Source organism: Pseudokineococcus sp. 1T1Z-3, from assembly GCF_037482365.1.
In the GTDB taxonomy this organism is placed as follows: Bacteria; Actinomycetota; Actinomycetes; order Actinomycetales; family Quadrisphaeraceae; genus Pseudokineococcus.
Window position 1 is genome coordinate 750,764 of sequence record NZ_JBBHZF010000026.1, and the last position, 23,763, is coordinate 774,526.

At 75.5% G+C, this 23,763-nt stretch carries 18 protein-coding genes, 4 tRNA genes and 2 pseudogenes; 12 read left to right on the top strand and 12 right to left on the bottom strand.

Annotation, left to right across the window (positions count from 1 at the left end; translation table 11 throughout):
- Window positions 1–11: 11 nt before the first annotated feature.
- Window positions 12–617 carry an HIT family protein gene (locus WDV86_RS15545; RefSeq protein ID WP_339568550.1) on the bottom strand — a complete coding sequence of 202 codons (606 nt, stop codon included), beginning with the start codon at window positions 615–617 and terminating at the stop codon, window positions 12–14.
- Complete coding sequence (gene thrS / locus WDV86_RS15550; RefSeq protein ID WP_445263122.1) at window positions 614–2,599, bottom strand: threonine--tRNA ligase; 1,986 nt, start codon at window positions 2,597–2,599, stop codon at window positions 614–616. The genes WDV86_RS15545 and thrS overlap by 4 nt, the downstream gene beginning before the upstream one ends.
- A gap of 650 nt (window positions 2,600–3,249) precedes the next feature.
- Here thrS and WDV86_RS15555 point away from each other — a divergent pair.
- A complete protein-coding gene (locus WDV86_RS15555) occupies window positions 3,250–3,693 on the top strand; it encodes a hypothetical protein (protein ID WP_339568552.1) in 444 nt (147 codons plus the stop codon).
- 252 nt (window positions 3,694–3,945) lie between these two features.
- Here WDV86_RS15555 and WDV86_RS16300 read toward each other — a convergent pair.
- The 3 genes and pseudogenes from WDV86_RS16300 to WDV86_RS15560 form a co-directional block, all read right to left on the bottom strand.
- Window positions 3,946–4,149 (bottom strand): annotated as a pseudogene (locus WDV86_RS16300) (YdeI/OmpD-associated family protein); the annotation flags it as partial.
- A pseudogene (locus tag WDV86_RS16305) lies at window positions 4,121–4,378 on the bottom strand (DUF1905 domain-containing protein); the annotation flags it as partial. The pseudogenes WDV86_RS16305 and WDV86_RS16300, both read right to left, overlap by 29 nt.
- Before the next feature lie 64 nt (window positions 4,379–4,442).
- Entirely contained in the window at window positions 4,443–6,050 is a 1,608-nt protein-coding gene (locus WDV86_RS15560) for a xylulokinase (protein ID WP_339568553.1), read from the bottom strand.
- 138 nt (window positions 6,051–6,188) lie between these two features.
- On the opposite strand from WDV86_RS15560, the gene WDV86_RS15565 reads away from it, so the two are divergent.
- Window positions 6,189–6,635, top strand: coding sequence for a GNAT family N-acetyltransferase (locus WDV86_RS15565; RefSeq protein WP_339568554.1), 447 nt, complete (start codon window positions 6,189–6,191; stop codon window positions 6,633–6,635).
- A 41-nt stretch (window positions 6,636–6,676) separates the two neighbouring features.
- Here the strand turns inward: WDV86_RS15565 and WDV86_RS15570 are convergent, their stop codons facing one another.
- The 3 genes from WDV86_RS15570 to WDV86_RS15580 all read right to left on the bottom strand — a co-directional run bounded on the left by WDV86_RS15570 (window position 6,677) and on the right by WDV86_RS15580 (window position 8,396).
- Window positions 6,677–7,336 carry an MOSC N-terminal beta barrel domain-containing protein gene (locus tag WDV86_RS15570; RefSeq protein WP_339568555.1) on the bottom strand — a complete coding sequence of 220 codons (660 nt, stop codon included), beginning with the start codon at window positions 7,334–7,336 and terminating at the stop codon, window positions 6,677–6,679.
- Window positions 7,337–7,474: 138 nt separating this feature from the next.
- A tRNA-Val gene (locus tag WDV86_RS15575) sits at window positions 7,475–7,549 on the bottom strand.
- A gap of 79 nt (window positions 7,550–7,628) precedes the next feature.
- A complete protein-coding gene (locus WDV86_RS15580) occupies window positions 7,629–8,396 on the bottom strand; it encodes a PGPGW domain-containing protein (protein WP_339568556.1) in 768 nt (255 codons plus the stop codon).
- Window positions 8,397–8,705: 309 nt separating this feature from the next.
- Between WDV86_RS15580 and WDV86_RS15585 the strand changes: the two genes are divergently transcribed.
- A complete protein-coding gene (locus WDV86_RS15585) occupies window positions 8,706–9,152 on the top strand; it encodes an SsgA family sporulation/cell division regulator (RefSeq protein WP_339568557.1) in 447 nt (148 codons plus the stop codon).
- Between the two features lie 155 nt (window positions 9,153–9,307).
- On the opposite strand, the gene WDV86_RS15590 is transcribed toward WDV86_RS15585, so the two are convergent.
- Window positions 9,308–10,195: an aminotransferase class IV gene (locus WDV86_RS15590; RefSeq protein WP_445263123.1), complete on the bottom strand. Its 888-nt coding sequence runs from the start codon at window positions 10,193–10,195 to the stop codon at window positions 9,308–9,310.
- A 126-nt stretch (window positions 10,196–10,321) separates the two neighbouring features.
- Window positions 10,322–11,386, bottom strand: a complete 1,065-nt coding sequence (locus tag WDV86_RS15595) for a chorismate-binding protein (protein WP_339568559.1) — start codon at window positions 11,384–11,386, stop codon at window positions 10,322–10,324.
- A gap of 131 nt (window positions 11,387–11,517) precedes the next feature.
- Here WDV86_RS15595 and WDV86_RS15600 point away from each other — a divergent pair.
- From WDV86_RS15600 to WDV86_RS15610, 3 genes are all read left to right on the top strand, one after another.
- Window positions 11,518–11,589, top strand: a tRNA-Gly gene (locus tag WDV86_RS15600).
- A gap of 27 nt (window positions 11,590–11,616) precedes the next feature.
- Window positions 11,617–11,687, top strand: a tRNA-Cys gene (locus WDV86_RS15605).
- A 31-nt stretch (window positions 11,688–11,718) separates the two neighbouring features.
- Window positions 11,719–11,790: transfer RNA gene (locus WDV86_RS15610), tRNA-Val, on the top strand.
- Between the two features lie 127 nt (window positions 11,791–11,917).
- Here WDV86_RS15610 and WDV86_RS15615 read toward each other — a convergent pair.
- On the bottom strand, window positions 11,918–12,907 hold the full coding sequence (locus WDV86_RS15615; RefSeq protein ID WP_339568560.1) for a YihY/virulence factor BrkB family protein: 990 nt from the start codon (window positions 12,905–12,907) through the stop codon (window positions 11,918–11,920).
- Window positions 12,908–13,127: 220 nt separating this feature from the next.
- Here WDV86_RS15615 and glgX point away from each other — a divergent pair, with 220 nt between their 5' ends.
- From glgX to treZ, 3 genes are all read left to right on the top strand, one after another.
- Complete coding sequence (gene glgX / locus WDV86_RS15620) at window positions 13,128–15,398, top strand: glycogen debranching protein GlgX (RefSeq protein ID WP_339568582.1); 2,271 nt, start codon at window positions 13,128–13,130, stop codon at window positions 15,396–15,398.
- Window positions 15,395–17,971, top strand: a complete 2,577-nt coding sequence (treY, locus tag WDV86_RS15625; protein ID WP_339568561.1) for a malto-oligosyltrehalose synthase — start codon at window positions 15,395–15,397, stop codon at window positions 17,969–17,971. The genes glgX and treY overlap by 4 nt, the downstream gene beginning before the upstream one ends.
- Window positions 17,972–18,040: 69 nt before the next feature.
- Entirely contained in the window at window positions 18,041–19,849 is a 1,809-nt protein-coding gene (gene treZ / locus WDV86_RS15630) for a malto-oligosyltrehalose trehalohydrolase (RefSeq protein ID WP_339568562.1), read from the top strand.
- A 75-nt stretch (window positions 19,850–19,924) separates the two neighbouring features.
- On the opposite strand, the gene zapE is transcribed toward treZ, so the two are convergent.
- Entirely contained in the window at window positions 19,925–20,950 is a 1,026-nt protein-coding gene (gene zapE, locus WDV86_RS15635) for a cell division protein ZapE (RefSeq protein ID WP_445263124.1), read from the bottom strand.
- Between the two features lie 307 nt (window positions 20,951–21,257).
- Here zapE and WDV86_RS15640 point away from each other — a divergent pair, with 307 nt between their 5' ends.
- Genes WDV86_RS15640 through WDV86_RS15650 form a run of 3 tightly spaced genes read left to right on the top strand, consistent with a single transcriptional unit; the run spans window position 21,258 to window position 23,522 of the window.
- Window positions 21,258–22,166, top strand: coding sequence for a sulfurtransferase (locus tag WDV86_RS15640; RefSeq protein ID WP_339568564.1), 909 nt, complete (start codon window positions 21,258–21,260; stop codon window positions 22,164–22,166).
- Complete coding sequence (locus WDV86_RS15645) at window positions 22,163–22,639, top strand: SufE family protein (RefSeq protein WP_339568565.1); 477 nt, start codon at window positions 22,163–22,165, stop codon at window positions 22,637–22,639. Before WDV86_RS15640 ends, WDV86_RS15645 begins: the two co-directional genes overlap by 4 nt.
- A gap of 55 nt (window positions 22,640–22,694) precedes the next feature.
- Window positions 22,695–23,522, top strand: a complete 828-nt coding sequence (locus tag WDV86_RS15650) for a dihydrofolate reductase family protein (protein WP_339568566.1) — start codon at window positions 22,695–22,697, stop codon at window positions 23,520–23,522.
- Window positions 23,523–23,763 lie beyond the last annotated feature (241 nt).

Sequence of the window (23,763 nt, forward strand, 5' to 3'; positions counted from 1 at the left end):
GCGCCGCCGGCTCAGGGCTGCGTGCGGTCCGGCCCCGGCCAGGCCGCGGCCAGCAGTCCCCGTGCGTCGTCCAGCAGCTGCGGCACGGCCTTGGTGCGGGCGACGACGGGCAGGAAGTTGGCGTCCCCGCCCCAGCGCGGCACGACGTGCTGGTGCAGGTGCGCGGCGATCCCCGCGCCGGCGACCTGTCCCTGGTTCATCCCGAGGTTGAACCCGTGCGGGGCGCTGACCTCGGCGAGCACGCGCAGCGCCGTCTGGGTCATGCGCGCCACCTCGACCGTCTCCGACGGCGTGAGGTCGACGTAGGACGCGACGTGCCGGTAGGGGCAGACCAGCAGGTGGCCGGGGTTGTACGGGTAGAGGTTGAGGACGGCGAAGCACTCCTCGCCGCGCGCGACGACGAGGGAGGCCGCGTCGTCGTCCGAGCGGCCGCTGCGGCAGAAGGGGCACTGCGGGCCCTCGCCGTCGTCACCGGGCTTGTCCTGACCACCGACGTAGGCCATCCGGTGCGGCACCCAGAGCCGCTGGAAGGCGTCGGGCACGCCGGGGAGGTCTCCGGAGCGCTGCACCTGCGGCGCCTGGCCGTCGGGCTCACCGGAGAGGTCGGACGCCGTCACACCTGCGCCTTCGAGGCGATGGCCGCGACGACCCGCTCGACCGCCTCGGCGACGGGCACGCCGTTGTCCTGGGTGCCGTCGCGGTAGCGGAAGCTCACGGCGCCCTTCTCGACGTCCTCGGCGCCCGCGATGAGCTGGAACGGCACCTTGGCCTTGGTGTGCGTGCGGATCTTCTTCTGCATCCGGTCGTCGGAGTCGTCCACCTCGACCCGCACCCCGCGGGCGCGCAGCAGCGCGGCGACGTCGTGCAGGTGCGGCGCGAAGTCCCCGGCGACGGGGATGCCGACCACCTGCACGGGCGCCAGCCACGGCGGGAAGGCACCCGCGTAGTGCTCCAGCAGGACGCCGAAGAAGCGCTCGACGGAGCCGAACAGCGCCCGGTGGATCATCACCGGCCGCTGCCGGGAGCCGTCGGCGGCCTGGTACTCCAGCTCGAAGCGCTGCGGCAGCTGGAAGTCGACCTGGATGGTCGACATCTGCCAGGTGCGGCCGATGGCGTCGCGCGCCTGCACCGAGATCTTCGGGCCGTAGAAGGCCGCGCCGCCCGGGTCGGGCACGAGCTCCAGCCCTGACGTCGCGGCGGCCTGGGCGAGCGCGTCGGTGGCCTGCGCCCAGTCCTCCTCGCTGCCGATGGACTTGTCGGGGTTGCGCGTGGACAGCTCGAGGTAGAAGTCGTTGAGCCCGTAGTCGCGCAGCAGGCCCAGGACGAAGGCGAGCAGGTCGCCCAGCTCCCCGGCCATCTGCTCGCGGGTGCAGTAGATGTGCGCGTCGTCCTGCGTCATGCCGCGCACGCGGGTGAGCCCGTGCACGACGCCGGACTTCTCGTACCGGTAGACCGACCCGAACTCGAAGAGCCGCAGCGGCAGCTCGCGGTAGGAGCGCCCCCGGCTCCCGAACACGAGGTTGTGGAACGGGCAGTTCATGGGCTTGAGGTAGTAGTCCTGCCCCTGGCGGCGCAGCGTGCCGTCGGCGTCGCGCTGCTCGTCCAGGTGCATGGGCGGGAACATGCCGTCGGCGTACCAGCCGAGGTGCCCGGAGGTCTCGAAGAGGTCCTTCTTCGTGATGTGCGGGGTGTAGACGAAGGAGTAGCCCGACTCCTCGTGCCGGCGGCGGGAGTAGTCCTCCATCTCCCGGCGCACCACTCCCCCGCGCGGGTGGAAGACGGCGAGGCCCGAGCCGATCTCGTCGGGGAAGGAGAAGAGGTCGAGCTCGCTGCCCAGGCGCCGGTGGTCGCGGCGCTCGGCCTCGGCCAGGCGCTCGACGTAGGCGGCGAGGCCCTCCTTGGTGGCCCAGGCGGTGCCGTAGACGCGCTGCAGCTGGGCGTTGCCCTGGTCCCCGCGCCAGTAGGCCGCGGCGGAGCGGGTGAGCGCGAAGGCGTTGCCGAGGGCCTTGGTGCTGGGGGCGTGCGGGCCGCGGCACAGGTCGCGCCAGGCCACCGAGCCGTCACGGCGCAGGTTCTCGTAGATCGTCAGCTCGCCGCCGCCGACCTCGGCGGAGGCGCCCTCCGCGACCTCCTCGCCGTCGCCGTCGGCGCCGGGGCCCTTGAGGCCGATGAGCTCGAGCTTGTACGGCTCGTCGGCGAGCTCGGCGCGTGCCTCCTCCTCGGTGACGACGCGACGCCGGAAGCGCTGGCCCTCCTTGACGAGGCGGGCCATGGCCTTCTGCAGCGCCTGCAGGTCCTCCGGGGTGAAGGGCACCTCGACGTCGAAGTCGTAGTAGAAGCCGTCGGTGACGGGCGGGCCGATGCCCAGGCGCGCGTCGGGCCGGGCGGCCTGGACGGCCTGGGCGAGGACGTGCGCCGCGGAGTGGCGCAGCACGGAGAGCCCGTCGGCGGAGCCGGCGAGGACCGGCTCGACGACGGCGCCGTCGGCCAGGGGGCTGTCGAGGTCGCGCAGCTCGCCGTCGACGCGCGCGACGACGAGCGCCTCCTCACCGCGGGCGCCGCGGTGCGCGGCGAGGGCGTCCCCGGCGGTCGAGCCCACCGGCAGCCGCCGCTCGGCCGGCCCGTCGACGCCGTGCACCGTGACGAGCAGGCTTGGCCCACCGCCGGTCTCGGCGGCCGGCGGCGTCGCGTCGCCGCCTGCGGGTGCGTCGTCGGGGCGGGCGTCGGCGGCGGGGCTGGAGCTCTGGGACACGGCCGCGATGCTAGCCACGGCCGCCGACAGCCCGCCTCGTCGTTCTCGCGGCGAGGACACGCAGGCTCTGGGGACGCCCAGCCCCGCTCCTGCGCCGGATCACACGGCTGGGCGTCCTCCGGGCGGCTCCCCGTCGACGTCTGCCCCGTCCGCGGCGACCTCGGCTGCGGCGCGGTCACGGTCCTGGTGACCCACGACCCCGCGGACGACCCGGAGCGACGCGCGGTACGAGGACGGCCGCTCCGCCGACAGGATCGACGACGACCTCTCGGCGCTGGGTCCCGTCGTCGCGCGCCCCGAGCACCGCGACACCCTGGTGGACGCCGTCTGCTTCCTCGCCGCCGACGACGGGACGAGGGAGGAGGACCGACCTGCGCCCATCGGGCGCGGTGCCTGGCGTCGGTCGAGCGGGCGACGACGTCGCGACACGTGGCGCTCGCGGCGTCGGCGACACCGACGTCCGCCGTGACCGCGGGCCTGGCTGCCAGGATCCCCGCGTGCACCCGTCGCTGCTGCGCCCACTGGTGGTCGGCCTCCCCCTGCTGGTCCTCCCGGGGTGCGCCAGCAGCGTCCCGACCCTCGGCACCGGCAACGGCCCGGAGGCGGTCGTCGCCACCTACCTCGCTGCCGTGCAGGTCGGTGACGACGGCACCGCCCGGTCGCTGTCCACCCCGGAGCACGCCGGCGCCGGCCTGGCCGGCGGCTCGACCCCCACGATCACCGACCTCGTGATCGCGCCGGCCGAGGACCGCTCGACGGACGAGGACGGCGCCACCGGGCGCACCGTCGCGGCCGGCCACGACGCGGCGACCGACGTCACGTGCACCTTCGTGCTCGACGGGGGCGACGAGTCGATGCCCGACGGCCCCACCACGTGGTCCTTCCTGCTCGTCCGCGACGACGGCGGCCCCTGGCTCGTCGCCGACGAGGGCGCCGCCTGAGGCCGACCCGACGCGGCCAGGACGACGGCACGGCGCGACGTGCCGCACGGGCCAGCGGTGCTCGTCGGCCAGCGGGCACGAGGGCAGTGGTCGAACCGTCTCCCGGGGCGTCGCCGCCCAGGGGTCCTCGGCGGGGCCCACCTCGCACCCGGCGACGCAGTGCACCGCGGACGCCCCACGCACCGCACGCGGACGCCTCAGCGGGTTTTCCTCCCTGCGTGCAGCGCCTCGGTGGCCGCGGCGGACGCGTCGCCCCCGCGTGGCCGCCTGCTTGGCCTCGACGACCCAGCGGACCCACCCCGTGCGCTGGGACGCCGTCAGCCCGGCGAAGAAGGTGCCCGCCCTGGGGTCGGCGGCCAGGGCGGCCGCCAGGTCCTCCGGGACCTCGACGTCGCGCGCGGCGGTCCACCTCGACGTCCACGTCCACCTCCTCGCCCGCGACGACGCCGGTGGCAGCTCGCTTCTCGGCGGGCAGCGGGAGCAGCTTCCGCCCGCCCGTCGTCCCGACCCTCGTGCGGCAGGTGTGACCGCCGGTCGTGACGACGACGGCCGGACGCCCGCCCGCGTCCAGGGCCGCCAGCGTCTCCGGCGGGACGGGCACACCCGTGGCGTTCCTGCCGTGCTGCTCGACGCGGCTGCGGACCTCACGGGCGGCAGCGTGCCGCGGGACGGACGAGGCAGACATGGGTCTGCGGCTCGGCCGCCGCCACCACGGCGAGCCCGCCCGTCTCAGAGGCGGAGCCCGCGCCTCAGGTGGCCGCGACGGCGGCGTGCTGGACCGGCAGCGCGGCGACGTAGCGGCGCAGGAAGGCGTCGAAGCCGGCGACGTCGTCCGCGTCGGGCTGCACCGTCTCGATGCTCGCGCCGGCGAGGACCTGCTCGGCGAGGTAGTCGGCCAGCGACCCGTCCGCGCCGGACGCGGCGAAGGCGGCGAGGACCGCCATCCCCCACGCCCCGCCCTCGGCGGCGACGTCGCCCACCGACACCGGCGTGCCGAGGGCGGCGGCGAGGTGGCGCTGGGCGACGCCCTTGGTCGCGAAGACCCCGCCGTGGGCGAACATCCCGTCGAGCCGGGCGCCCTCGCCGTCGAGCACGTCCATGCCCACCCGCAGCGTCGCGAAGGCCGAGTAGAGCTGCGTCCGCATGAACGTCGCCAGGTCCAGGGGGGTGCCGGGGACGCGCAGGAAGAGCGGACGCCCCTCCTCCAGCCCGGTGATGGGCTCGCCGGAGAGGTAGTTGAAGGCGAGCATCCCGCCGGCGTCGGCCGCGCCGTCCAGCGAGGCCCGGAAGAGCGTCTCGAAGACGGTGCTGGCGTCGCTGGGCGCGCCGAGCGCGGCGGCGAACTCCGCGAAGAGGCCCGCCCAGGCGTCGAGCTCGCTGGCGCCGTTGTTGCAGTGGACCATCGCCACCGGGTCACCGGCGGGGGTGGTGACCATGTCGAGCTCGGGGTGCACCGTCGCGAGCGGGCCCTCCAGCACGACCATCGCGAAGATGCTCGTGCCCGCGCTGACGTTGCCGGTCCGCGGGGCCACGGACCCGGTGGCGACCATGCCGGTCCCGGCGTCCCCCTCGGGCGGGCAGACGAGCGCGCCGGGCTGCAGGGTCCCCGAGGGGTCGAGCAGGCGGGCGCCGTCGGCGGTGAGCTCACCGGCGCGCTCCCCGGCGACGGCGACGCGCGGCAGCAGCTGCGCCAGCGGCAGCGCGACCCCGTCGGGCAGCGCCTCGTCGACGAGCCGCTGGGCGCTCGCGAGCCGGTCGGCGTCGTAGCCGGGGCCGCCGTCGGCGCCGGGGTCGACCGGGAACATGCCGCTGGCGTCGCCGACGCCGAGCACGTGCTCGCCGGTCAGCCGCCTGTGCACGTACCCGCTCAGGGTCGTGAGGGCCGCGAGGCGCCCCAGGTGCTCCTCGCCGTCGAGGACCGCCTGGTAGAGGTGGGCGATCGACCAGCGGTGCGGCACGTTGAAGTCCAGCGCCGCGCTGAGCGCCTCGACCGCGTCACCCGTGCTCGTGTTGCGCCAGGTGCGGAAGGGAACGAGCAGCTCGTCGTCGGCGTCGAGGGCGACGTAGCCGTGCATCATCGCCGAGACGCCGAGGCCGCCGAGGCGCTCCAGCGGCACGTCGTACGCCTCGCGGACCGCGTCGGCGACGGCACGGACGCTGGCCTGCACGCCCGCCCACACGTCGTCGACGGCGTAGGTCCACCGCCCGTCGACGAGCTGGTTCTCCCACGAGGAGTTCCCCGCGGCGAGCACCTCGTGGTCGGGGCCGACGAGCACCGCCTTGATCCGGGTCGAGCCCAGCTCGACGCCGAGCACCGCCCGCCCCTGCGTGATGGCCTCTCGCGGCTCGCTCGCCATGGGTCGACTCCTCCTCGTGTCGTCGGCGCCGCGTCGGTGCGGCGCCGGCGGCCATCCTGGCGTGCACGCCGCCCCCGGTGCACGACACCCGCCGGCGACCGCGTCGTCCGCCGAGGTCGCGCCGCCTAGCCTCGTCCCATGTCGACCGCTCGCGCCGGGCTGACGCTGACGACGCCGGCGGGCGTGGCCGAGGTGGACCTCGACGCCGTCACGGACCTGTACCGCTCGGTCGGGTGGAGCGGCTACGCCGACCGGCCCGACCTGCTGCGGGCCGCCCTGGCCGGGTCCACGCACGTCGTCCTCGCCCACGAGGGCGACGAGCTGGTCGGCCTGGCCCGGGTCGTCTCCGACGGCACCAGCGTCGCCTACCTGCAGGACCTGCTGGTCCGGCCCGGCCGTCAGCGGCTCGGGGCGGGCACCGCCCTCGTCGAGGCCGCCATGTCACCGTTCGCCGAGGTGCGGCAGAAGGTGCTGCTCACCGACGACGAGCCCCGTCAGCGGGCCTTCTACGAGTCGCTCGGCTACCAGGAGGCGACGGAGCACCCCGCCGGACCCCTGCGCGCCTTCGTCCGCCTCGACGCCTGAGCGTCGTCCCGGGCGTGCGGGCCCGGGGACGGCGTGCCGTCTCAGGAGCCGAGCAGGTGGACCTCGTCACCGACGGCCAGCTCGCCGGGGACGAGCACGTCGGCGTAGACGCCGAGGCAGCGGCGCGGGGTGCGCGCCACGCGCAGGCGCACGCCGCCGACGGCGAGCTCCGCACCGACCCAGCCACGCTCGACGCCGGGCCCCTGCCCCTCCGCCAGGGCGAGGACGACGTTGGCCCGCGGGTCGGGGTCGCACTCCTCGCCGCCCGGGCCGGACTCGGCGCCCTCGCTGACGACGTGCAGCGGCGCGACGACGTCCCCGCCCGGTGCGGCGCCGTGCTCGCCCGCGGGTGCGAGGCGCGCGCCGGCGACGCAGGTCACGGCGGGCAGGGCGTCGGCGTCGAGCCGACGCCCGTCGCCGTCACGGACCTCCAGGCCTCCTCCGGGCAGCGAGGCGCTGAGGCCGGCCAGCGCCGGGGCCTCCTTGCCGCGCAGGGCCCGGCCGTCGGCGTCGAGCAGGACGAAGGCCCGGTCGCCCTCGAGACCGGTCGGCCCGCAGTGGACGTCGGCGAGGTCCTCGCCGCGTGCCGAGCGCAGGGGGTAGCGGGTGAGCCGCGAGACGCGGCCGACCACCCGGCCCCCGGCCGGGGTGCCTGCGACCTCGTCGGGGCCGGGCAGGCTGGCTGGAGCGGTCTGGGGCACGGCGGCCTCCTGGAGACGTGGCGGGCGGAGGGCGGGTGGCCGTGCGACGGTCACCACCTGGTCGGGCACATGCCCGCAGCCGCACCCTGGCAGACGCACGAGAGGCCGGCCCCCGTGGGGACCGGCCTCTGGACGTGCTGGTGGGCGATACTGGGATCGAACCAGTGACCTCCTCGGTGTGAACGAGGCGCTCTACCGCTGAGCCAATCGCCCGGGGCGCACCTGCGCGCCTGGTCCGAACGCTACCGCATCACCCGGGAGCAGCCGTCGCCCCGCGGCCCGGCCCGGCAGCTCACCTGGCGGCGTCGACGCCCGGCAGCCGGTCCAGCTGCAGCGACAAGGCGGGCGGCACCCAGTCCGGCAGGCCGACGGCGAGCGCCAGGCCGAGGGCGAGCGCGGAGGCCACCACGACGACGAGCGCGGCGCTGCCGAGCACACGGGCCCACCGCGGCTGACGCGTCGACCAGGAGCCGAAGCGGTGCGCTCCCCGCCGCGCGCGCTCCAGCAGCCGGTGGGCCCAGGAGAACTCGGTCGACAGCACCGCCAGGGCCAGCAGGAGCAGGGGGATGCCGCCGGGGCCGGGCAGCCAGCTGACGAGCGCCCAGGCCACCAGCAGCAGCCCGCCGACCACGCCGACGCCGACCCGGTACACCAGGTGGGCGCGCGGCCGCTCCTGCCGCAGCTGGTGGCGCCACCGCCGCCACCGCCCGGCCTCCTCGGCGGGCACCCCGACGCCCGTCCCCCCGGCGTCCGTCCCTCCGTCGTGCGTCCCTCCGGCGTCTGCTTCTCCGGCGCCCGGCGACGTCTGGGGGCGCCGGGGGCGGCGGGCTCGGGCGGCCGCCGGCAGCGGCCCGGGGAAGGAACCGGAGGACGACCCGGGCGCTGGCTCGACGGCCAGCTGCTCGGGCAGGCCCCCCGGGGGCGGCTCGTGGTGGGTGCGGACGGGCGGCGTCGCGGCGTCCCGGCCGGAGACGGACGGGCAGGTCACCACCCCGGCCCGCGGCCGGAGGGCGAGGTGCGCCACGCCCGCTGGCCCGTCCGGCCGCGACCTGTCCGTCACGTCCGCAGGATAGGTGAGAGCCTGCGTCGCCGACGGCGCTCGTCCCGGGGCCGACCTGCCCGGCCACCCTTGCCGGCCTCCTGGCAGACCCCGGTGGAGCGTCACCTCGGGCACCTGTCCGGGCGGCCCGTCCCCTCGGCCCGGGAGGTCCAGACCTTGAGCGGACGGGTGCCCGCGCTGCTCCATCCGGGGGAGGCGAGGCCTCGGAGGCGGCCTGGGGTTTAGCTCTCGGCCCTGCGGGGCACATCCTGGTCAGACACGCCGGCCGCTCGGGGCCGACGTCATGCCGGAGTCCTGCAGGAGGTCCTCATGTCCCCGCACACGCCCCCCAGCGCACGCCGCCCCTCGGACGTCGAGGCGCCAGTGGACCTGCGCCTCGTCTCGCCGGAGGGCGAGGCCGTGGCCCTGCCGGTGGTGCTGCGCTACAGCGCGGAGGACCCCTTCGCGGTGACGGTCGCCTTCGGCTCCGACGGCGACCCCGGCTCGGACGTCCAGTGGGTGTTCGCCCGCGAGCTTCTCCTCGCCGGCCTGGAGACCCCCAGCGGCGACGGCGACGTCCGCGTGTGGCCGACGGCGGACGGCCGGCCCGACACCACGTGCATCGCCCTCAGCTCCCCCGACGGCCGCGCCCTGCTCGAGGCCTCGACGAGCGACCTGCGGGCCTTCGTCGTCCGCACGCTCGACGCCGTGCCGCGCGGCGGGGAGTTCCGCTGCATGGACCTCGACGCCGAGATCGGGCACCTGCTCACCGCCTGACCACCACCCCGGGGACGACGTCCTCGGTCCTGCCGCCCCGAGCCCGCGGCAGGAGAGCGGCGCCGTGCGCGCCGACGACACCCACGACGCCCTGCCGGTCCTGCCCGGCGGGGCGTCGTCACGTCCCCGCACCGCCGGCCCGGCCGACGGACGCCTCAGGCGGGGTCGTCGTCCTGCGCCGCACGCCGGGCGAAGAGCTCCGCCGCCTCGGCCGCCAGGCCGTCGACGCGCAGCGGGCGGCCGTCGAGGGTCGTCTGCGCCTGCACGTCCCGCAAGGACGAGGTCAGCAGGACGGCGACGGCGCCGTCGAGAGCGGCGAAGGGCACCGTGGCCTCGACGAGCGGGAGGCCGTCGCAAGCCGCCCACCCGAGCAGCAGGTCCCGCGTCACGCCGGCCAGGCACCCGGAGGCGAGCGGCGGCGTCACGAGGCGGTCGGCCGGCCGGCCGTCCTCACCCCGCAGCCAGACGACGACGTTGCTGCCGGTGCCCTCGCACAGCTCCCCGCGGGTGTTGGCCAGCAGCGCCTCCCCCGCGCCCGCGCCGAGGGCGTGACGCAGCGCGACGACGTTCTCGGCGTAGGAGGTCGTCTTCAGCCCGGCCACGGCCGAGCGCTCGTTGCGGGTCCACGGCACGGTCACCGCCCTCGGGGAGGCCGCCGGTGGCGGCGCCGACGACGCGGCCACCACGAGCGTCGACCCACCGGCGCGCTCGGAACCGAGCGGCCCCGGACCCCCGGTCCACGTGATCCGCAGGCGCCCCCGGGTCAGGTGCCGCTCGGCGAGAACCTCCTCGACGGCCTCCCGCACGCGACGCCCGTCAGGCACCGGCAGCCCCAGGCCGGCGCAGGAGCGGGCCAGCCGCGCCAGGTGCCGGGTGAGGGCGAACGGCACGCCGCCCGAGACCTTGCACGTCTCGAAGACCCCGTCGCCCGTCGTCATCCCGTGGTCGAGGGCGTCGACGACGGCGCGCCCGCCCGGGGCCGCCAGCTCGCCGTCGACCCAGACGACCGGGGCCTCGCCCGGGCGGGCGTCGCCGCCGTCGATCTCGGCGACCGCCGTCGCCCCACCGGACCTGTCGTCCGCGCTCCTCGTCCCGTCCACACCGGCATCCTCGCGCGCCGAGGCCTGCGCACGTCGCCCGGTCGCGGCGCGTCGACGGCGACGTGCCGCTCAGGTGGGTGAGGCGAGGGAGAGCAGGCGGGCCGCCTTGAGCTCGGTCTCCTCCCACTCCGCCTGCGGGTCCGAGCCCCAGGTGATGCCCGCGCCGGTGCCCAGGCGCAGGACGCCGTCGCCGGCGGTGAAGGTGCGGATGCCGACGGCCAGCTCCGCCGTCCCCGCGCTCGAGTCCACCCATCCCAGCGCCCCGCAGTAGGGCCCGCGGACGACCGGCTCCAGCGCGGCGACGGCGTGCAGCGCAGCGCTCTTCGGAGCGCCGCTGACGGAGCCGGGCGGGAAGGTCGCGGCCAGCAGCCCCGCCCACCCGAGCCCGGCGCGCAGCCGGCCGGCGACCGTCGTGACCAGGTGGTCGAGCCCCGGGTGCCGCTCGCGCGCGAGCAAGGAGGTGACGGCGACCGTGCCCGGGACGCAGACGTGCTGCAGGTCGTTGCGGACGAGGTCGGTGATCATGACGTTCTCGGCGACGTCCTTGGCCCCGAGCTCCCCGCCCGGTGGCGCGGTCCCCTTGATCGGGCCGCTCTCGACGCGGTCCCCGCGACGGCGCAGGTAGAGCTCCGGCGAGGCGCTGACGACGAAGCCCTCGGCCCCCAGGTCCAGCACCCCCGCGAAGGGGGCCGCGTTCGCGCGGCGCAGCAGGGCCGCCAGGGCCCAGGGGTCGGGCGGGCCCGCCGGCAGCGGCGCCTGCAGCACGCGGCAGACGTTGGCCTGGTAGACGACGCCCTCACGGACCAGCGTCCGGACGGCCTCGACGGCCGCGACGTACCCGGCGCGGTCGAGCGAGGAGGTCCACGACGCCCGCGCCGGGCCCCGCCACGAGCCGCCCGACGGCGGCGGCGACGGGCGGACGTCGGCGAAGCGCCACGCCCGGGCGCGGCCACGGCCGGGAGCGCTCACCGGGCTCGGGTCCCCGAGCGGCGCCTCGAAGTCGGCGACGACCAGCCACCAGCCGCCGCGCTCCAGCGCCCCCGGGTCCGCGGCGAGGTCCGCCACCTCGACGAGGCCGGTCGCCAGCTGCCCGCCCCACCAGGCCGCGGGCGCCGCAGGGGCAGGCTCGGGCACGGGAGGAGCCTGCCGCACCGCAGGACCTGCGAGACGACCCGGCCCCCGGACGGCGGTTGGACGGGGCGTCGGCGGCTCGGTTAGAGTCCTCGACGCACGCCGACGGGGCCTCCAGGGCCTCTCGGTGATGTGCGGACGTGGCTCAGTGGTAGAGCATCACCTTGCCAAGGTGAGGGTCGCGGGTTCGAATCCCGTCGTCCGCTCGGGGGCGTGGCCTCGGCCCGCCTCGCGGTGGAGTGGCCGAGAGGCGAGGCAACGGCCTGCAAAGCCGTCCACACGGGTTCGAATCCCGTCTCCACCTCGCAGCACGGCACGACTCGTACGGCACACCAGGGCGATTGGCGCAGCGGTAGCGCGCTTCCCTGACACGGAAGAGGTCACTGGTTCGATCCCAGTATCGCCCACCTCGCGCGAAGGCCCTGGTCCACGTGGACCGGGGCCTTCGTCGTCCTCCCCACCGGCGGACTTCTCCCCCGACATGGCCGTGGACGTCGGAGCCGCCCTCTGGCCGTGGGTCCCAGGCGTGGGCTCTCACGTGCCCTCGGCGGCCCGCTCGGAGGCCGAGAGGCCCTGGCGGTCGCGCGTGGGTCGCACCTGCTCGACGGCGGCGTTGAGGCCGGCGCCGAGCAGCACCCCGAGCGAGAGCAGGTAGAGCCACAGGAGCAGGACGATGGGCGCCGTCAGCGGGCCGTAGATCGCGACGCTCCGCCCCGTCCCCACCGTCACCTCCAGGAGCAGGCGCAGGCCGAGCGACGTCAGCACCCAGAGCACCAGCGCGAGCACCGCTCCCGGCACCGCCCGCGACCACGGCAGACGCTGTGGTGTCGCGACGCGGTAGAGCAGCGCCAGCAGCAGCGAGCTCGCGAGCAGCACGGCCGGCCAGTAGAGGGCGACGACGACCTCCAGCTCCACCGGCAGCAGCAGCTCCAGGAAGGTCGGCCCGAGCAGCAGGAGGGGCAGCGCCAGCCCGCCGACGGCCAGACCGACGACGTACAGGAGCAACGACAGGGCCCGCCCGCGGACCGGGTGCCGCTGCCCCCCGGTCCCGTACATGATCGAGACCGCGTCGAGCAGGACGCCGAGCGCCCGCGACCCCGACCACAGGGACAGCAGGAAGCCGAAGGAGATGATCTGGAAGCGCGGCCCCTCCAGGGCCGCGGTGAGCGTCGGCACGATCGCCTCCTCGACCACGTCGGCAGTGAGGAAGGGGCTCAGCTGGGTGCGCAGCGCCGTCTCCAGCTGCGCCGTCGTGTCCGCGCCGAGCCGCGAGCCGACGAGCGCGGCCGTCCCGGCGAGACCGAGCACCAGCGGCGGCAGGGACAGCAGCGCGAAGAACGCCGACTCGCCCGCTAGGCCGGTGACGCGGTGGCGCAGGGCGAGCCCGCCGGCGCGGCCGACGACCGACACCGCCGTCCCGACGTAGGGCGTCCGGCGCACGGCCGCGCGCAGCCGACCGGGCCGGCTGCCCCCGCTCACGGGCACCGGCTCGTCCGCCGGGCCGCGCCCCTGCGCCGTGCTCACGCGCCCAGAGCCTACGGAGGCGGGTGGCCCCCGCCAGGGGCCGCGCCGCGGGGCGTCTCGGCCGGTGGGCCGAGGGACGCGCCGGGGCGGGTGTGGCGGACCGGGTGGGCACGAGGGGCTCTCATGCGATGGGATGGCGGGGTTCCCGACGCCGGGCCGCCCGGTGCTCCTGCGCCGTGCGCGGCCGGTGGTACCGCTCCTTCGACCGACGGACGTGACGATGCAGACCCACCCCGGCCGGCCCTACCCCCTCGGGGCGACCTACGACGGCACCGGCACGAACTTCGCCCTCTTCAGCGAGGTGGCCGAGCGCGTCGAGCTCTGCCTGGTCGACGACGACGGCGTCGAGACCCGGGTGCCGCTCGTCGAGGTGGACGGCTTCGTCTGGCACGCCTTCCTGCCGAGTGTCCGTCCCGGGCAGCGCTACGGCTACCGCGTCCACGGCCCGTACGACCCCTCCCGGGGGCACCGGTGCAACCCGGCGAAGCTGCTGCTGGACCCCTACGCCAAGGCGATCGACGGGTTGGACGACGGCGACGAGTCCCTCTTCTCCTACCGCTTCGAGCAGCCGGACGCCTTCAACGACGACGACAGCCTCGGCCACACGGCCCTGTCGGTCGTCATCAACCCGTTCTTCGACTGGAGCACCGACCACCGGCCCAGGCACGAGTACCACGAGTCGGTCATCTACGAGGCGCACGTCAAGGGCCTGACGATGACCCACCCCGACATCCCCGACGACCTGCGCGGGACCTACGCCGCGGTCGGCCACCCGGCGATGGTGCGTCACCTCGTCGAGCTCGGCGTGACGGCGGTCGAGCTCATGCCCGTCCACCAGTTCGTGCAGGACACCCACCTCGTGGACAAGGGCCTGCGCAACTACTGGGGCTACAACACGATCGGCTTCTTCGCCCCGCACGGGGAGTACTCCTCCGCCGGCACGCGCGGCGAGCAGGTCCCCGAGTTCAAGGCGATGGTGCTGGCGCTGCACCAGGCCGGCATCGAGGTCATCCTCGACGTCGTCTACAACCACACCGCCGAGGGCAACGAGAAGGGCCCCACGCTCTCCTTCCGCGGCATCGACAACGCCTCGTACTACCGGCTGGTCGACGAGGACCGCCGGCACTACTTCGACACCACCGGCACCGGCAACAGCCTGCTGATGCGCAACCCGCACGTCCTGCAGCTGATCATGGACTCGCTGCGGTACTGGGTCACCGAGATGCACGTCGACGGCTTCCGCTTCGACCTCGCCTCGACGCTCGCGCGCCAGTTCCACGAGGTCAGCCGCCTGTCGGCCTTCTTCGACCTCATCCAGCAGGACCCGGTGGTCAGCCAGGTCAAGCTCATCGCCGAGCCCTGGGACGTCGGCGACGGCGGCTACCAGGTCGGCGGGTTCCCGCCGCTGTGGACCGAGTGGAACGGCATGTACCGCGACACCGTGCGGGACTTCTGGCGCGGGGAGCCCTCGACGCTGGCGGAGTTCGCCAGCCGCATCACCGGCTCCAGCGACCTCTACGAGAGCTCGCGGCGCCGCCCCGTCGCCTCCATCAACTTCGTCACGGCGCACGACGGCTTCACCATGCGCGACCTCGTCTCCTACAACGACAAGCACAACGACGCCAACGGCGAGGGCGGCGCCGACGGCGAGAGCCACAACCGCTCCTGGAACAGCGGCGTCGAGGGCCCGACCGACGACCCGGAGGTCCTCGTCCTGCGGGCCCGCCAGCAGCGCAACTTCCTGCTGACGCTGCTGCTGAGCCAGGGCGTGCCGATGCTGCTGCACGGCGACGAGCTGGGCCGCACCCAGGGGGGCAACAACAACGGCTACTGCCAGGACAACGAGATCTCCTGGATCGACTGGGACCTCGACGAGCAGCAGACCGAGCTGCTGGACTTCACCCGCCGCATCGTCCACCTGCGTCGCCGCCACCCCATCTTCCGGCGCCGGCGCTTCTTCAAGGGCGAGGCCTCCAAGGGTGGCCAGTCCGACCTGTCCGACATCGTCTGGATGACGCCGACCGGCGACGTCATGAAGGACGACGACTGGAACAGCCACTTCGCCCGCGCGGTCACGGTGTGGCTCAACGGGCACGAGATCAACGAGCCGGGGCCCCGCGGGGAGAAGGTCGAGGACGAGAAGTTCCTCGTGCTCTACAACGGCCACCACGAGGGGCTGGAGTTCCGCATGCCCGAGGTGCCCTACGGGCCCGCGTGGCGCGTCCTCGTCGACACCGCGAGCCTGCTCGACGACCAGGTCGTGCAGGCGAACGGCTCGTTGCACCTGGGCGCCCGCAGCCAGGTCGTGCTCGTCTGCGACCCCTCGGTCGCCGACCCCGAGCCGCTGCACGCCGCCGAGGCCGAGATGGCCGTCGACGACGGCACCACCGCGCGCCGGGCCCGGGCCGCCCGCAGCCCGGGTGCCGCGGACACCCCTGCCACCCCCGTCGTCCGCCGGGGCCCGCGACGCCGCCGAGGAGAGCAGGCATGAGCGCCGACGCCGCCGTGACCGGCACCCAGCAGGAGGACCCCGGCGCGGACGCCGCCGGGCGCGCCGTCCGCCAGCACCGACCCGGCCCCGGCCGGGTGGTGCCGACGTCGACCTACCGGCTGCAGGTGCAGCCGGAGTTCACCTACGACGCCGCCGCCGCGCTCGCCGGGTACCTGGCCCGCCTGGGCGTCACGCACGCCTACCTCTCCCCCGTGCTGCAGGCCGCACCGGGCTCCTTGCACGGGTACGACGTCGTCGACCACTCCCGGCTGTCGGCCGAGGCCGGCGGTCGCGAGGCCTTCGACCGGATGGTCGCGGCGCTGCGGCAGCACGGCTTGTCCGCCGTCGCCGACGTCGTGCCCAACCACATGGCCGTCCCCACGCCGGCGACCTCCAACGCCGCGCTGTGGTCGGTGCTGCGGGACGGGCCGTACTCCCCCTACGTCGACTGGTTCGACGTCGACTGGACGAAGGAGGACCACGCGCTGCTCATGCCCGTCCTGGGCTCGCGGATCGGGCAGGTGCTCGCGGCGGGCGAGCTGCGGCTCGACACGAGCGGCGAGGAGCCGCTGCTGCGCTACTACGACCACGTCTTCCCGGTGCGTCCCGGCACGGTCGACCTGCCGATGGAGCGGCTCGTCGAGGCGCAGTGGTACCGCCTGGCGCACTGGCGGGTCGCCGACGAGGAGCTCAACTACCGGCGCTTCTTCGACGTCGACACCCTCGCCGCGGTGCGGGTGGAGGACGAGGCCGTCTTCGACGCCACGCACGAGCTGCTGCTGGAGATGCTCGGGACCGGCGAGCTCGACGGCCTGCGGATCGACCACCCCGACGGCCTGGCCGACCCGCGGGGCTACCTGCGCCGGCTGCACGAGAAGACCGGTGGCGCCTGGGTCGTCGTCGAGAAGATCCTCGAGGGCTCCGAGCAGCTTCCCGACGACTGGCCGTGCGCCGGCACGACCGGCTACGACGCGCTGCTGCGCGTCGGCGGGCTCTTCGTCGACCCCGCCGGCGAGGCGCCCATGACGGCGCTCTTCACCCACATGACGGGCGACCCGGCGGACTTCGGCCCGGTCGTCGAGGAGGCCAAGCGCGGCGTCGTCGCCGACAACCTCTACACCGAGGTGCACCGGCTGGTGGACCTGCTCGCGAGCATCTGCACCTCCGACGTCCGGCTGCGCGACCACACCCGGCGCGGCCTCACCGAGGTCGTCACCGAGCTGCTCGTGGCCTTCCCGCGCTACCGGGCCTACGTCGTGCCCGGCGAGGACGCTCCCGCCGAGGCCGCTCGGGTCCTGGACGAGGCCGTCGAGGACGCCCGCGAGCAGCTGGCGCCCGAGCGGCACGAGACGCTCGACGTCGTCCGTGAGCTGCTGCTCGGCCGCGAGGCCGGCTCGGCGGGGCGCACGGCCGAGGCCGAGAGGGCCGAGCTCGTCGTGCGCTTCCAGCAGACCTGCGGGCCGGTCATGGCCAAGGGCGTGGAGGACACCGCCTTCTACCGCTGGTTCCGCCTGTCCAGCCTCAACGAGGTCGGGGGGGCGCCGGAGCGCTTCGGGGTCTCTCCCGAGGAGTTCCACGCCTTCTGCGGCGGGCTCGTCGAGAGCTGGCCGACGACGATGACGACGCTGTCCACCCACGACACCAAGCGCGCCGAGGACGCCCGGGTGCAGCTCTCGGTCGTCGCCGGGACGCCGGCCGCGTGGGGCGAGGCGCTGGCGCTGTGGCGCCAGGCCGCCGCGCCGCACCGCTCGGCGCTGCTGGACGGGCCGACGGAGTACCTCGTGTGGCAGACGCTCGTCGCCACGTGGGAGCCCGCCGGCGCCGCCGGTGAGGGCGGGCCGATCTCCTCGGAGCGGCTGCTGGCCTACCTGGAGAAGGCGGTCAAGGAGGCCAAGCGGCACACCACCTGGACCGCGCCGGACGAGGAGTACGAGCAGGCCGTCACCGACTTCGCCGTGGGTGTCCTCGGCGACGAGGCGGTGCTCGCCCAGGTGCGGGCCTTCGTCGCGGCGACCGCGCCGGCCGCCCGCACCGCCGTGCTCGGGCAGAAGCTCGTCCAGCTGACGATGCCGGGCGTCCCGGACGTCTACCAGGGCACCGAGCTCGGCGAGCGCTCGCTCGTCGACCCCGACAACCGGCGCGCCGTCGACTACGAGCGGCGCTCGGCGCTGCTGGAGCGCCTCGACGGCGGCGCCCGCCCGCGCGACCTCGACGAGGAGAAGCTCCTCGTCACCTCCCGGGCGCTGCGGGTACGCCGGGACCTGGCCGAGGCCTTCACCGGCCCCGGCACGGGGTACGCGCCGCTGCCGACGTCCTCGGGCTACGCCGTCGCCTTCGCGCGCACGCAGGACGGCGCGCCGAGGGCCCTGACGGTGGCCACGCGGCTGCCCGACGCGCTCGCGCGGTACGGCGGGTGGGGCGAGGGCACGCTCGTGCTGCCCGAGCCGGCGGGGGCCGCAGACGGTGGGGGTCGCTGGCGCGACGTGCTCACCGGGCGCACCTACGACGTCGGCGCGGTGCGCCTGGCCGACGTGCTCGCCGACCTGCCCGTCGCGCTGCTCGTCGAGGGCTGAGGCGCGGCCCCGCCCGCGTCTGCCTAGCGCTGCACGCCACCACGACCGCTTCTCCCGCAGGAGGTCCCGTTGCACGTCTTCTCCGTCTGGGCGCCGCAGGCCGGCACCGTCGACCTGCTCCTCGGCCCGTCGGGCTCCCCCGCCGAGGGCGGCCGGCCGCTCGCGATGGGCGAGGGGGGTGGCGGCTGGTGGACCCTCGAGGTCGCCGACGCCGGGCCCGGCACCGACTACGCGTTCTCCCTCGACGGCGGGCCGGCACGCCCGGACCCCCGCAGCGCGTGGCAGCCGGAGGGGCCTGACGGCCCGAGCCGGGTCTTCGACCCGGCCGCCTTCGCCTGGTCCGACGAGGACTGGGCCGGGGTGGACGGGCGCGGCGCCGTCTACTACGAGCTGCACGTCGGCACCTTCACGCCCGAGGGGACGCTGGACGCGGCCGTCGGGCGGCTGGACCACCTCGTCGACCTCGGCGTGCAGGTCGTGGAGCTGCTGCCGGTCGCGGCGTTCCCAGGGCGGTGGGGCTGGGGGTACGACGGCGTCGGGCTGTGGGCCGTGCACTCCCCCTACGGCGGCCCGGAGGCGCTGCAGCGCTTCGTGGACGCCTGCCACGCACGCGGTCTCGGCGTGTGCCTCGACGTCGTCTACAACCACCTCGGGCCGGCGGGCAACTACCTGCCCGAGTTCGGCCCCTACTTCACCGACGAGCACGAGACCCCCTGGGGCACGGCGGTCAACCTCGACGCGAGGGGCTCGCGGGAGGTGCGCGCCTACGTCGTCGAGGGCGCGCTGCGGTGGCTGCGCGACTTCCACGTCGACGCGCTGCGCCTGGACGCCGTCCACGCCCTCGTCGACGACTCCGCGGTGCACGTGCTCGCCGAGCTCTCGCTCAAGGCGACCGACCTCGCCGACGTCCTCGGCCGGGCGCTGACGCTCGTCGCCGAGTCCGACCTCAACGACCCGCGGATGGTCGAGAGCCCCCGCGAGGGCGGGTACGGCATGCAGGGGCAGTGGGCGGACGACGTCCACCACGCCCTGCACGCGCTCGTCACGGGTGAGCGGCAGGGCTACTACGTCGACTTCGGGTCGCTCGAGGCGCTGCGGACGACGATGACGGGGGCGTTCTTCCACGCCGGCACCTACTCGACCTTCCGCGAGGAGGTGTGGGGCACGCCGGTCGACCCGACCCGCCACCGCGGCGGCTCCTTCGTCGCGTACACCTCCAACCACGACCAGGTCGGCAACCGGGCGACGGGCGACCGTCCCTCGGCGTCGCTGCCCGGCGGGGTGCTGGCGGCGAGCGCGGCGCTGGTCGCGCTGGGCCCCTTCTCGCCGATGTTCTTCATGGGCGAGGAGTGGGGCGCGCGCACCCCGTGGCAGTTCTTCACCGACTTCCCCGACCCCGAGCTGGGCGACGCCGTGCGCGAGGGCCGGCGCGGGGAGTTCGCCTCCCACGGCTGGGACGCCGAGGAGGTGCCCGACCCGCAGGCCAGGTCCACGCGCGACGCCTCGGTGCTCGACTGGGACGAGCCGACCTCCGGCCGGGGCGCGGCGCTGCTGGCCTGGCACCGGCGGCTGCTGGGGCTGCGGGCGGCCGAGGGCGACCTGCGCGACGACGTCCTCGGCGTCTCCCCGAGCCTCGACGTCGTCGGCGACGACGACGCGGGCTGGCTCGTGCTCGTGCGGGGGGCCTTCCGGGTCGCCGTCAACCTGGCCGACCACGCGCAGGAGGTGCGGCTGCAGCGCGGTGCCGGCGTGGAGGGCGAGTCGGGCGCCGAGCTCGTGGCCGCCTACGGCGGTGAGCTGGGCGACGACGAGGTCGCGCTGGAGGGCGAGGCGCTCCGGATGCCGGCCCACGCCGTCGCGGTGGTGCGGCTGCGCTGAGGGGTGCGCCGGGCTCCCCGGGCGTCGCCTGGGGAGCCGCGAGCACGACGGCCGCAGGGGTCGACCGCCGCCGCGTCAGCCCTCGCGCGCGAGCGAGGTGAGCCGAGACAGCGCGCGGTAGTACTTCTTGCGGTAGCCGCCCTCGAGCATCTCGGGCGTGAAGAGGCCGCCGAGGCCCTCGCCGGAGACGGCCAGCGGCAGCGAGCGGTCGTACATCCGGTCGGCGAGGACGACGGTCCGCAGGGCGACGTTCTGGTCCGGCAGGGGCGTGACGTCGCGCCAGAAGACGTGCGTGACGCCGTCGAGCAGGGCGCCGTAGCGGCTGGGGTGCACCGAGGCCAGGTGCGCCGTCAGAGCGCCGAAGTCGTCGAGGACGGCGCCGTCGCCCACCGCGAGCGCCCGCTGCTCGAGATCGCCGGCGGTCAGCGGGTCGGGCGGGTCCGGCAGACCGCGGTGGCGGTAGTCCTCGCCCTCGACCCGGACGACCTCGAAGTTGCGGCCGACCGCCTGGATCTCCCGGAGGAAGTCGTCCGCGGCGAAGCGCCCCTCCCCCAGCGCACCGGGCAGGGTGTTCGACGTCGCGGCCAGCCGGACGCCGGCGTCGACGAGCTCGCGCAGCAGGCGGGCCATGAGCACGGTGTCGCCGGGGTCGTCGAGCTCGAACTCGTCGATGGCGACGAGCGTCATCTCCGAGAGGGCCTTCACGGCGTCGGCGAAGCCGAGCGCGCCGACGAGGTTGGTGTACTCGACGAAGGTCCCGAAGGCCTTCGGGCCGGGCACGGCGTGCCACGTGGCCGCCAGCAGGTGCGTCTTGCCGACGCCGAACCCCCCGTCGAGGTAGACGCCCGGCAGGCCCTGCGGCTTCGGCTTGCCGCCCAGCAGCCGGCGCAGGCCGCCGCCCGAGGCGCCGCGAGCGCTCTGCGCGCCGCGGACCCGCTCGGCGTGGGCCTCCAGCTCCGAGACGGCCTCCGCCTGCGAGGGCTGCTCCGGCGCCGGGACGTAGGAGTCGAAGGAGACCTCCGCGAAGCGCGGGGAGGGCACGAGCTCGGCGACGAGGCGTTCGCGCCCCAGCCGCGGCGAGCGCCCGACGAGCGCCCCCACGCCGTCCGGCCTGCTCGCGCCCGTGGCCTCGCCGGCGTCCTCGCCGGGGCGGTGCTCGCCGCTCGCCTCTCCCACGGCGGGGACCCTATGCGCAGGCCTGCTGCGCCCGCCGCGCCACCGCGCCGCCTGGTCGCCGAATATTTCCGACCGGATCAGTGTCCACAGCGTGGGCGTCGGGCGCCGCCGCCGCGGCTCGTGCGGGAACATGGGGCGTCGCCAGGGACCTTGCACGGGTAGGCGCGGGACGCCACCCGCTCGTCGACCCCTGAGGTCGACGCCACCAGCCGTCGAGCACCGAGGAGAGATCGTGACCGTCATCACCGACCCGAGCCCCGAGCTGGCGGAGTACGCCCACCCGGAGCGGCTCGTCACGACCCAGTGGCTGGCCGACAACCTCGGGGCACCGGGGCTGGTCGTCGTCGAGTCCGACGAGGACGTCCTGCTGTATGAGACCGGCCACGTCCCGGGTGCCGTCAAGGTGGACTGGCACACCGACCTCAACGACCCGGTCACCCGCGACTACGTCGACGGCGCGGCCTTCGCGGACCTCATGTCCCGCAAGGGGATCAGCCGCGACTCGACGATCGTCGTCTACGGCGACAAGTCGAACTGGTGGGCGGCCTACGCCCTGTGGGTCTTCACGCTCTTCGGCCACCAGGACGTGCGCCTGCTCGACGGCGGCCGCGCGGCCTGGCTCGCCGAGGACCGCGAGGTCACCACCGACGTCCCCGCGCCGGAGCGCACCGAGTACCCCGTCGTCGAGCGGCAGGACGAGGCCATCCGCGCCTTCGTGCCCGACGTCCTGGCCCACCTCGGCCAGGGCCCGCTCGTCGACGTCCGCTCCCCCGAGGAGTACACCGGCGAGCGCACCCACATGCCGGCCTACCCCGAGGAGGGTGCGCTGCGCGGCGGGCACATCCCCACCGCCGTATCGGTGCCGTGGGCGCGCGCCGCGGCCGAGGACGGCCGCTTCAAGGGCCGCGCCGAGCTGGAGAAGATCTACCGAGACGAGAAGGGCATCACCGAGGGCGACGACGTCATCGCCTACTGCCGCATCGGCGAGCGGTCCTCGCACACCTGGTTCGTGCTCAAGCACCTGCTGGGCCACGACCAGGTGCGCAACTACGACGGCTCCTGGACCGAGTGGGGCAACGCCGTCCGCGTGCCGATCGCGACGGGCACCGAGCCGGGCGAGGCCCCGGCGCGCCGCTCGTGAGCGCCGAGACGACGGCGGCCACCGGCGGTCCGTCGGCGGGCCTGCCGCCGGCGCTGGCCGAGATCGTCGAGGACTTCCACGCGGTCAGCGAGCCCGAGCGGCTGCAGCTGCTCCTGGACTTCAGCCGTGGGCTGCCCGCGCTGCCCGACCGGTACGCCGAGCACCCCGAGCTGCTGGAGCCGGTGCCGGAGTGCCAGTCGCCGATCTTCCTGCTCACCGAGGTGGACGAGGACGAGGCCCGCACGGTGCACCTGTTCTTCTCGGCCCCGGCCGAGGCGCCGACGACGCGGGGCTTCGCCGGGATCCTCGCCGAGGGCCTCGACGGGCTGCCGGCCGCCGAGGTGCTCGACGTGCCCGGCGACGTCTGCTCGCGCCTCGGCCTGGACCGGGCCGTCTCCCCCCTGCGCCTGCGGGGGATGACGGGCATGCTCGGGCGCATCCAGCGTCAGGTCCGCGAGACCACCACCGCCTGAGCCGCTGTCGGCCGGGTGGTGACGCCCGTCCGTGGTCGACGTCCAGGAGGCTCGCGTGAGCGGTCTGCACCTGCTGCACCCGCCGTCGCTCGGTGCCCCCCGGCCGGTCGCGGGCGGCGCCGAGGACGGCGGACCGGAGCGGTCCGGCCCTGAGGTCACCCTCGCAGCGGTGTACGCGCACCCCCTGCCCCGCGCGGGTCGGGACGCGTGGGTGCGGGCCAACCTCGTGACCACCCTCGACGGAGCCGCCACCGGCGACGACGGCTCCAGCCGCTCGATCTCCGCCCGCGCCGACCTGAGGGTTCTCGTGCTGCTGCGGTCGCTGGCCGACGTCGTCCTCGTCGGGGCGGGCACGGCGCGGGCCGAGTCGTACGGCCGTGTCACGGTCCGCCCGGCGCTGGCCGCGCGGCGAGAAGCCACGGGGCAGGGCCGCGCTCCGGCGCTCGCCGTCGTGACGCGCTCGGGTCGGCTTCCGGAGGGGCTGCTCGAGGTCCCCGAGCGGCCGTCGGACTCCGGCTCGGTGCTCGTGGTGACGTGCCTCGCCGCGGGCGAGGCCGCGCTGGACCGCCTACGGGCCCGGCTCGGGGAGGACGCCGTCGTCGTCGCCGGGGACGGCGACGTCGACGTGACCGACGCGCTGTCGCAGCTGGTCTCGAGTGGGATGCGCCGCGTGCTGTGCGAGGGCGGCCCTGCGCTGCTGCACGCCGTCGCCGCCGCCGACGCGCTCGACGAGCTGTGCCTCACGACGAGCCCCCTCCTCGTCGCCGGCGACGGGCCGCGGGCTCTCGTCGGCCCGGCGCTGCAGCGGCGCCTGCGGCTGGCGACGTTGCTGCACTCCGAGGACGACGGGGTCCTGATGGCGCGGTGGACCGTCGAGCGCTGAGCCGCGGCCGGGCGAGCGATCTCGGGACCGTGGGGGCATCTGGGGACCCGCGAGGGCGTCCGGGGACGAGGGCCTGGGTGGTCCGGCCCTGATCACCCCGTGGGACGTCCCCGGTCGGTGACGAGGTCGTCGCCTGGACGGGCCGAGGACCGTCCCATGGTCGTTCACACGTTCGAGTGAACCTGCGTCGTCGCAGGTCAGAGACCCGCCAGGGCATCTGTGGCGGGGTCTGGTTGTCGGT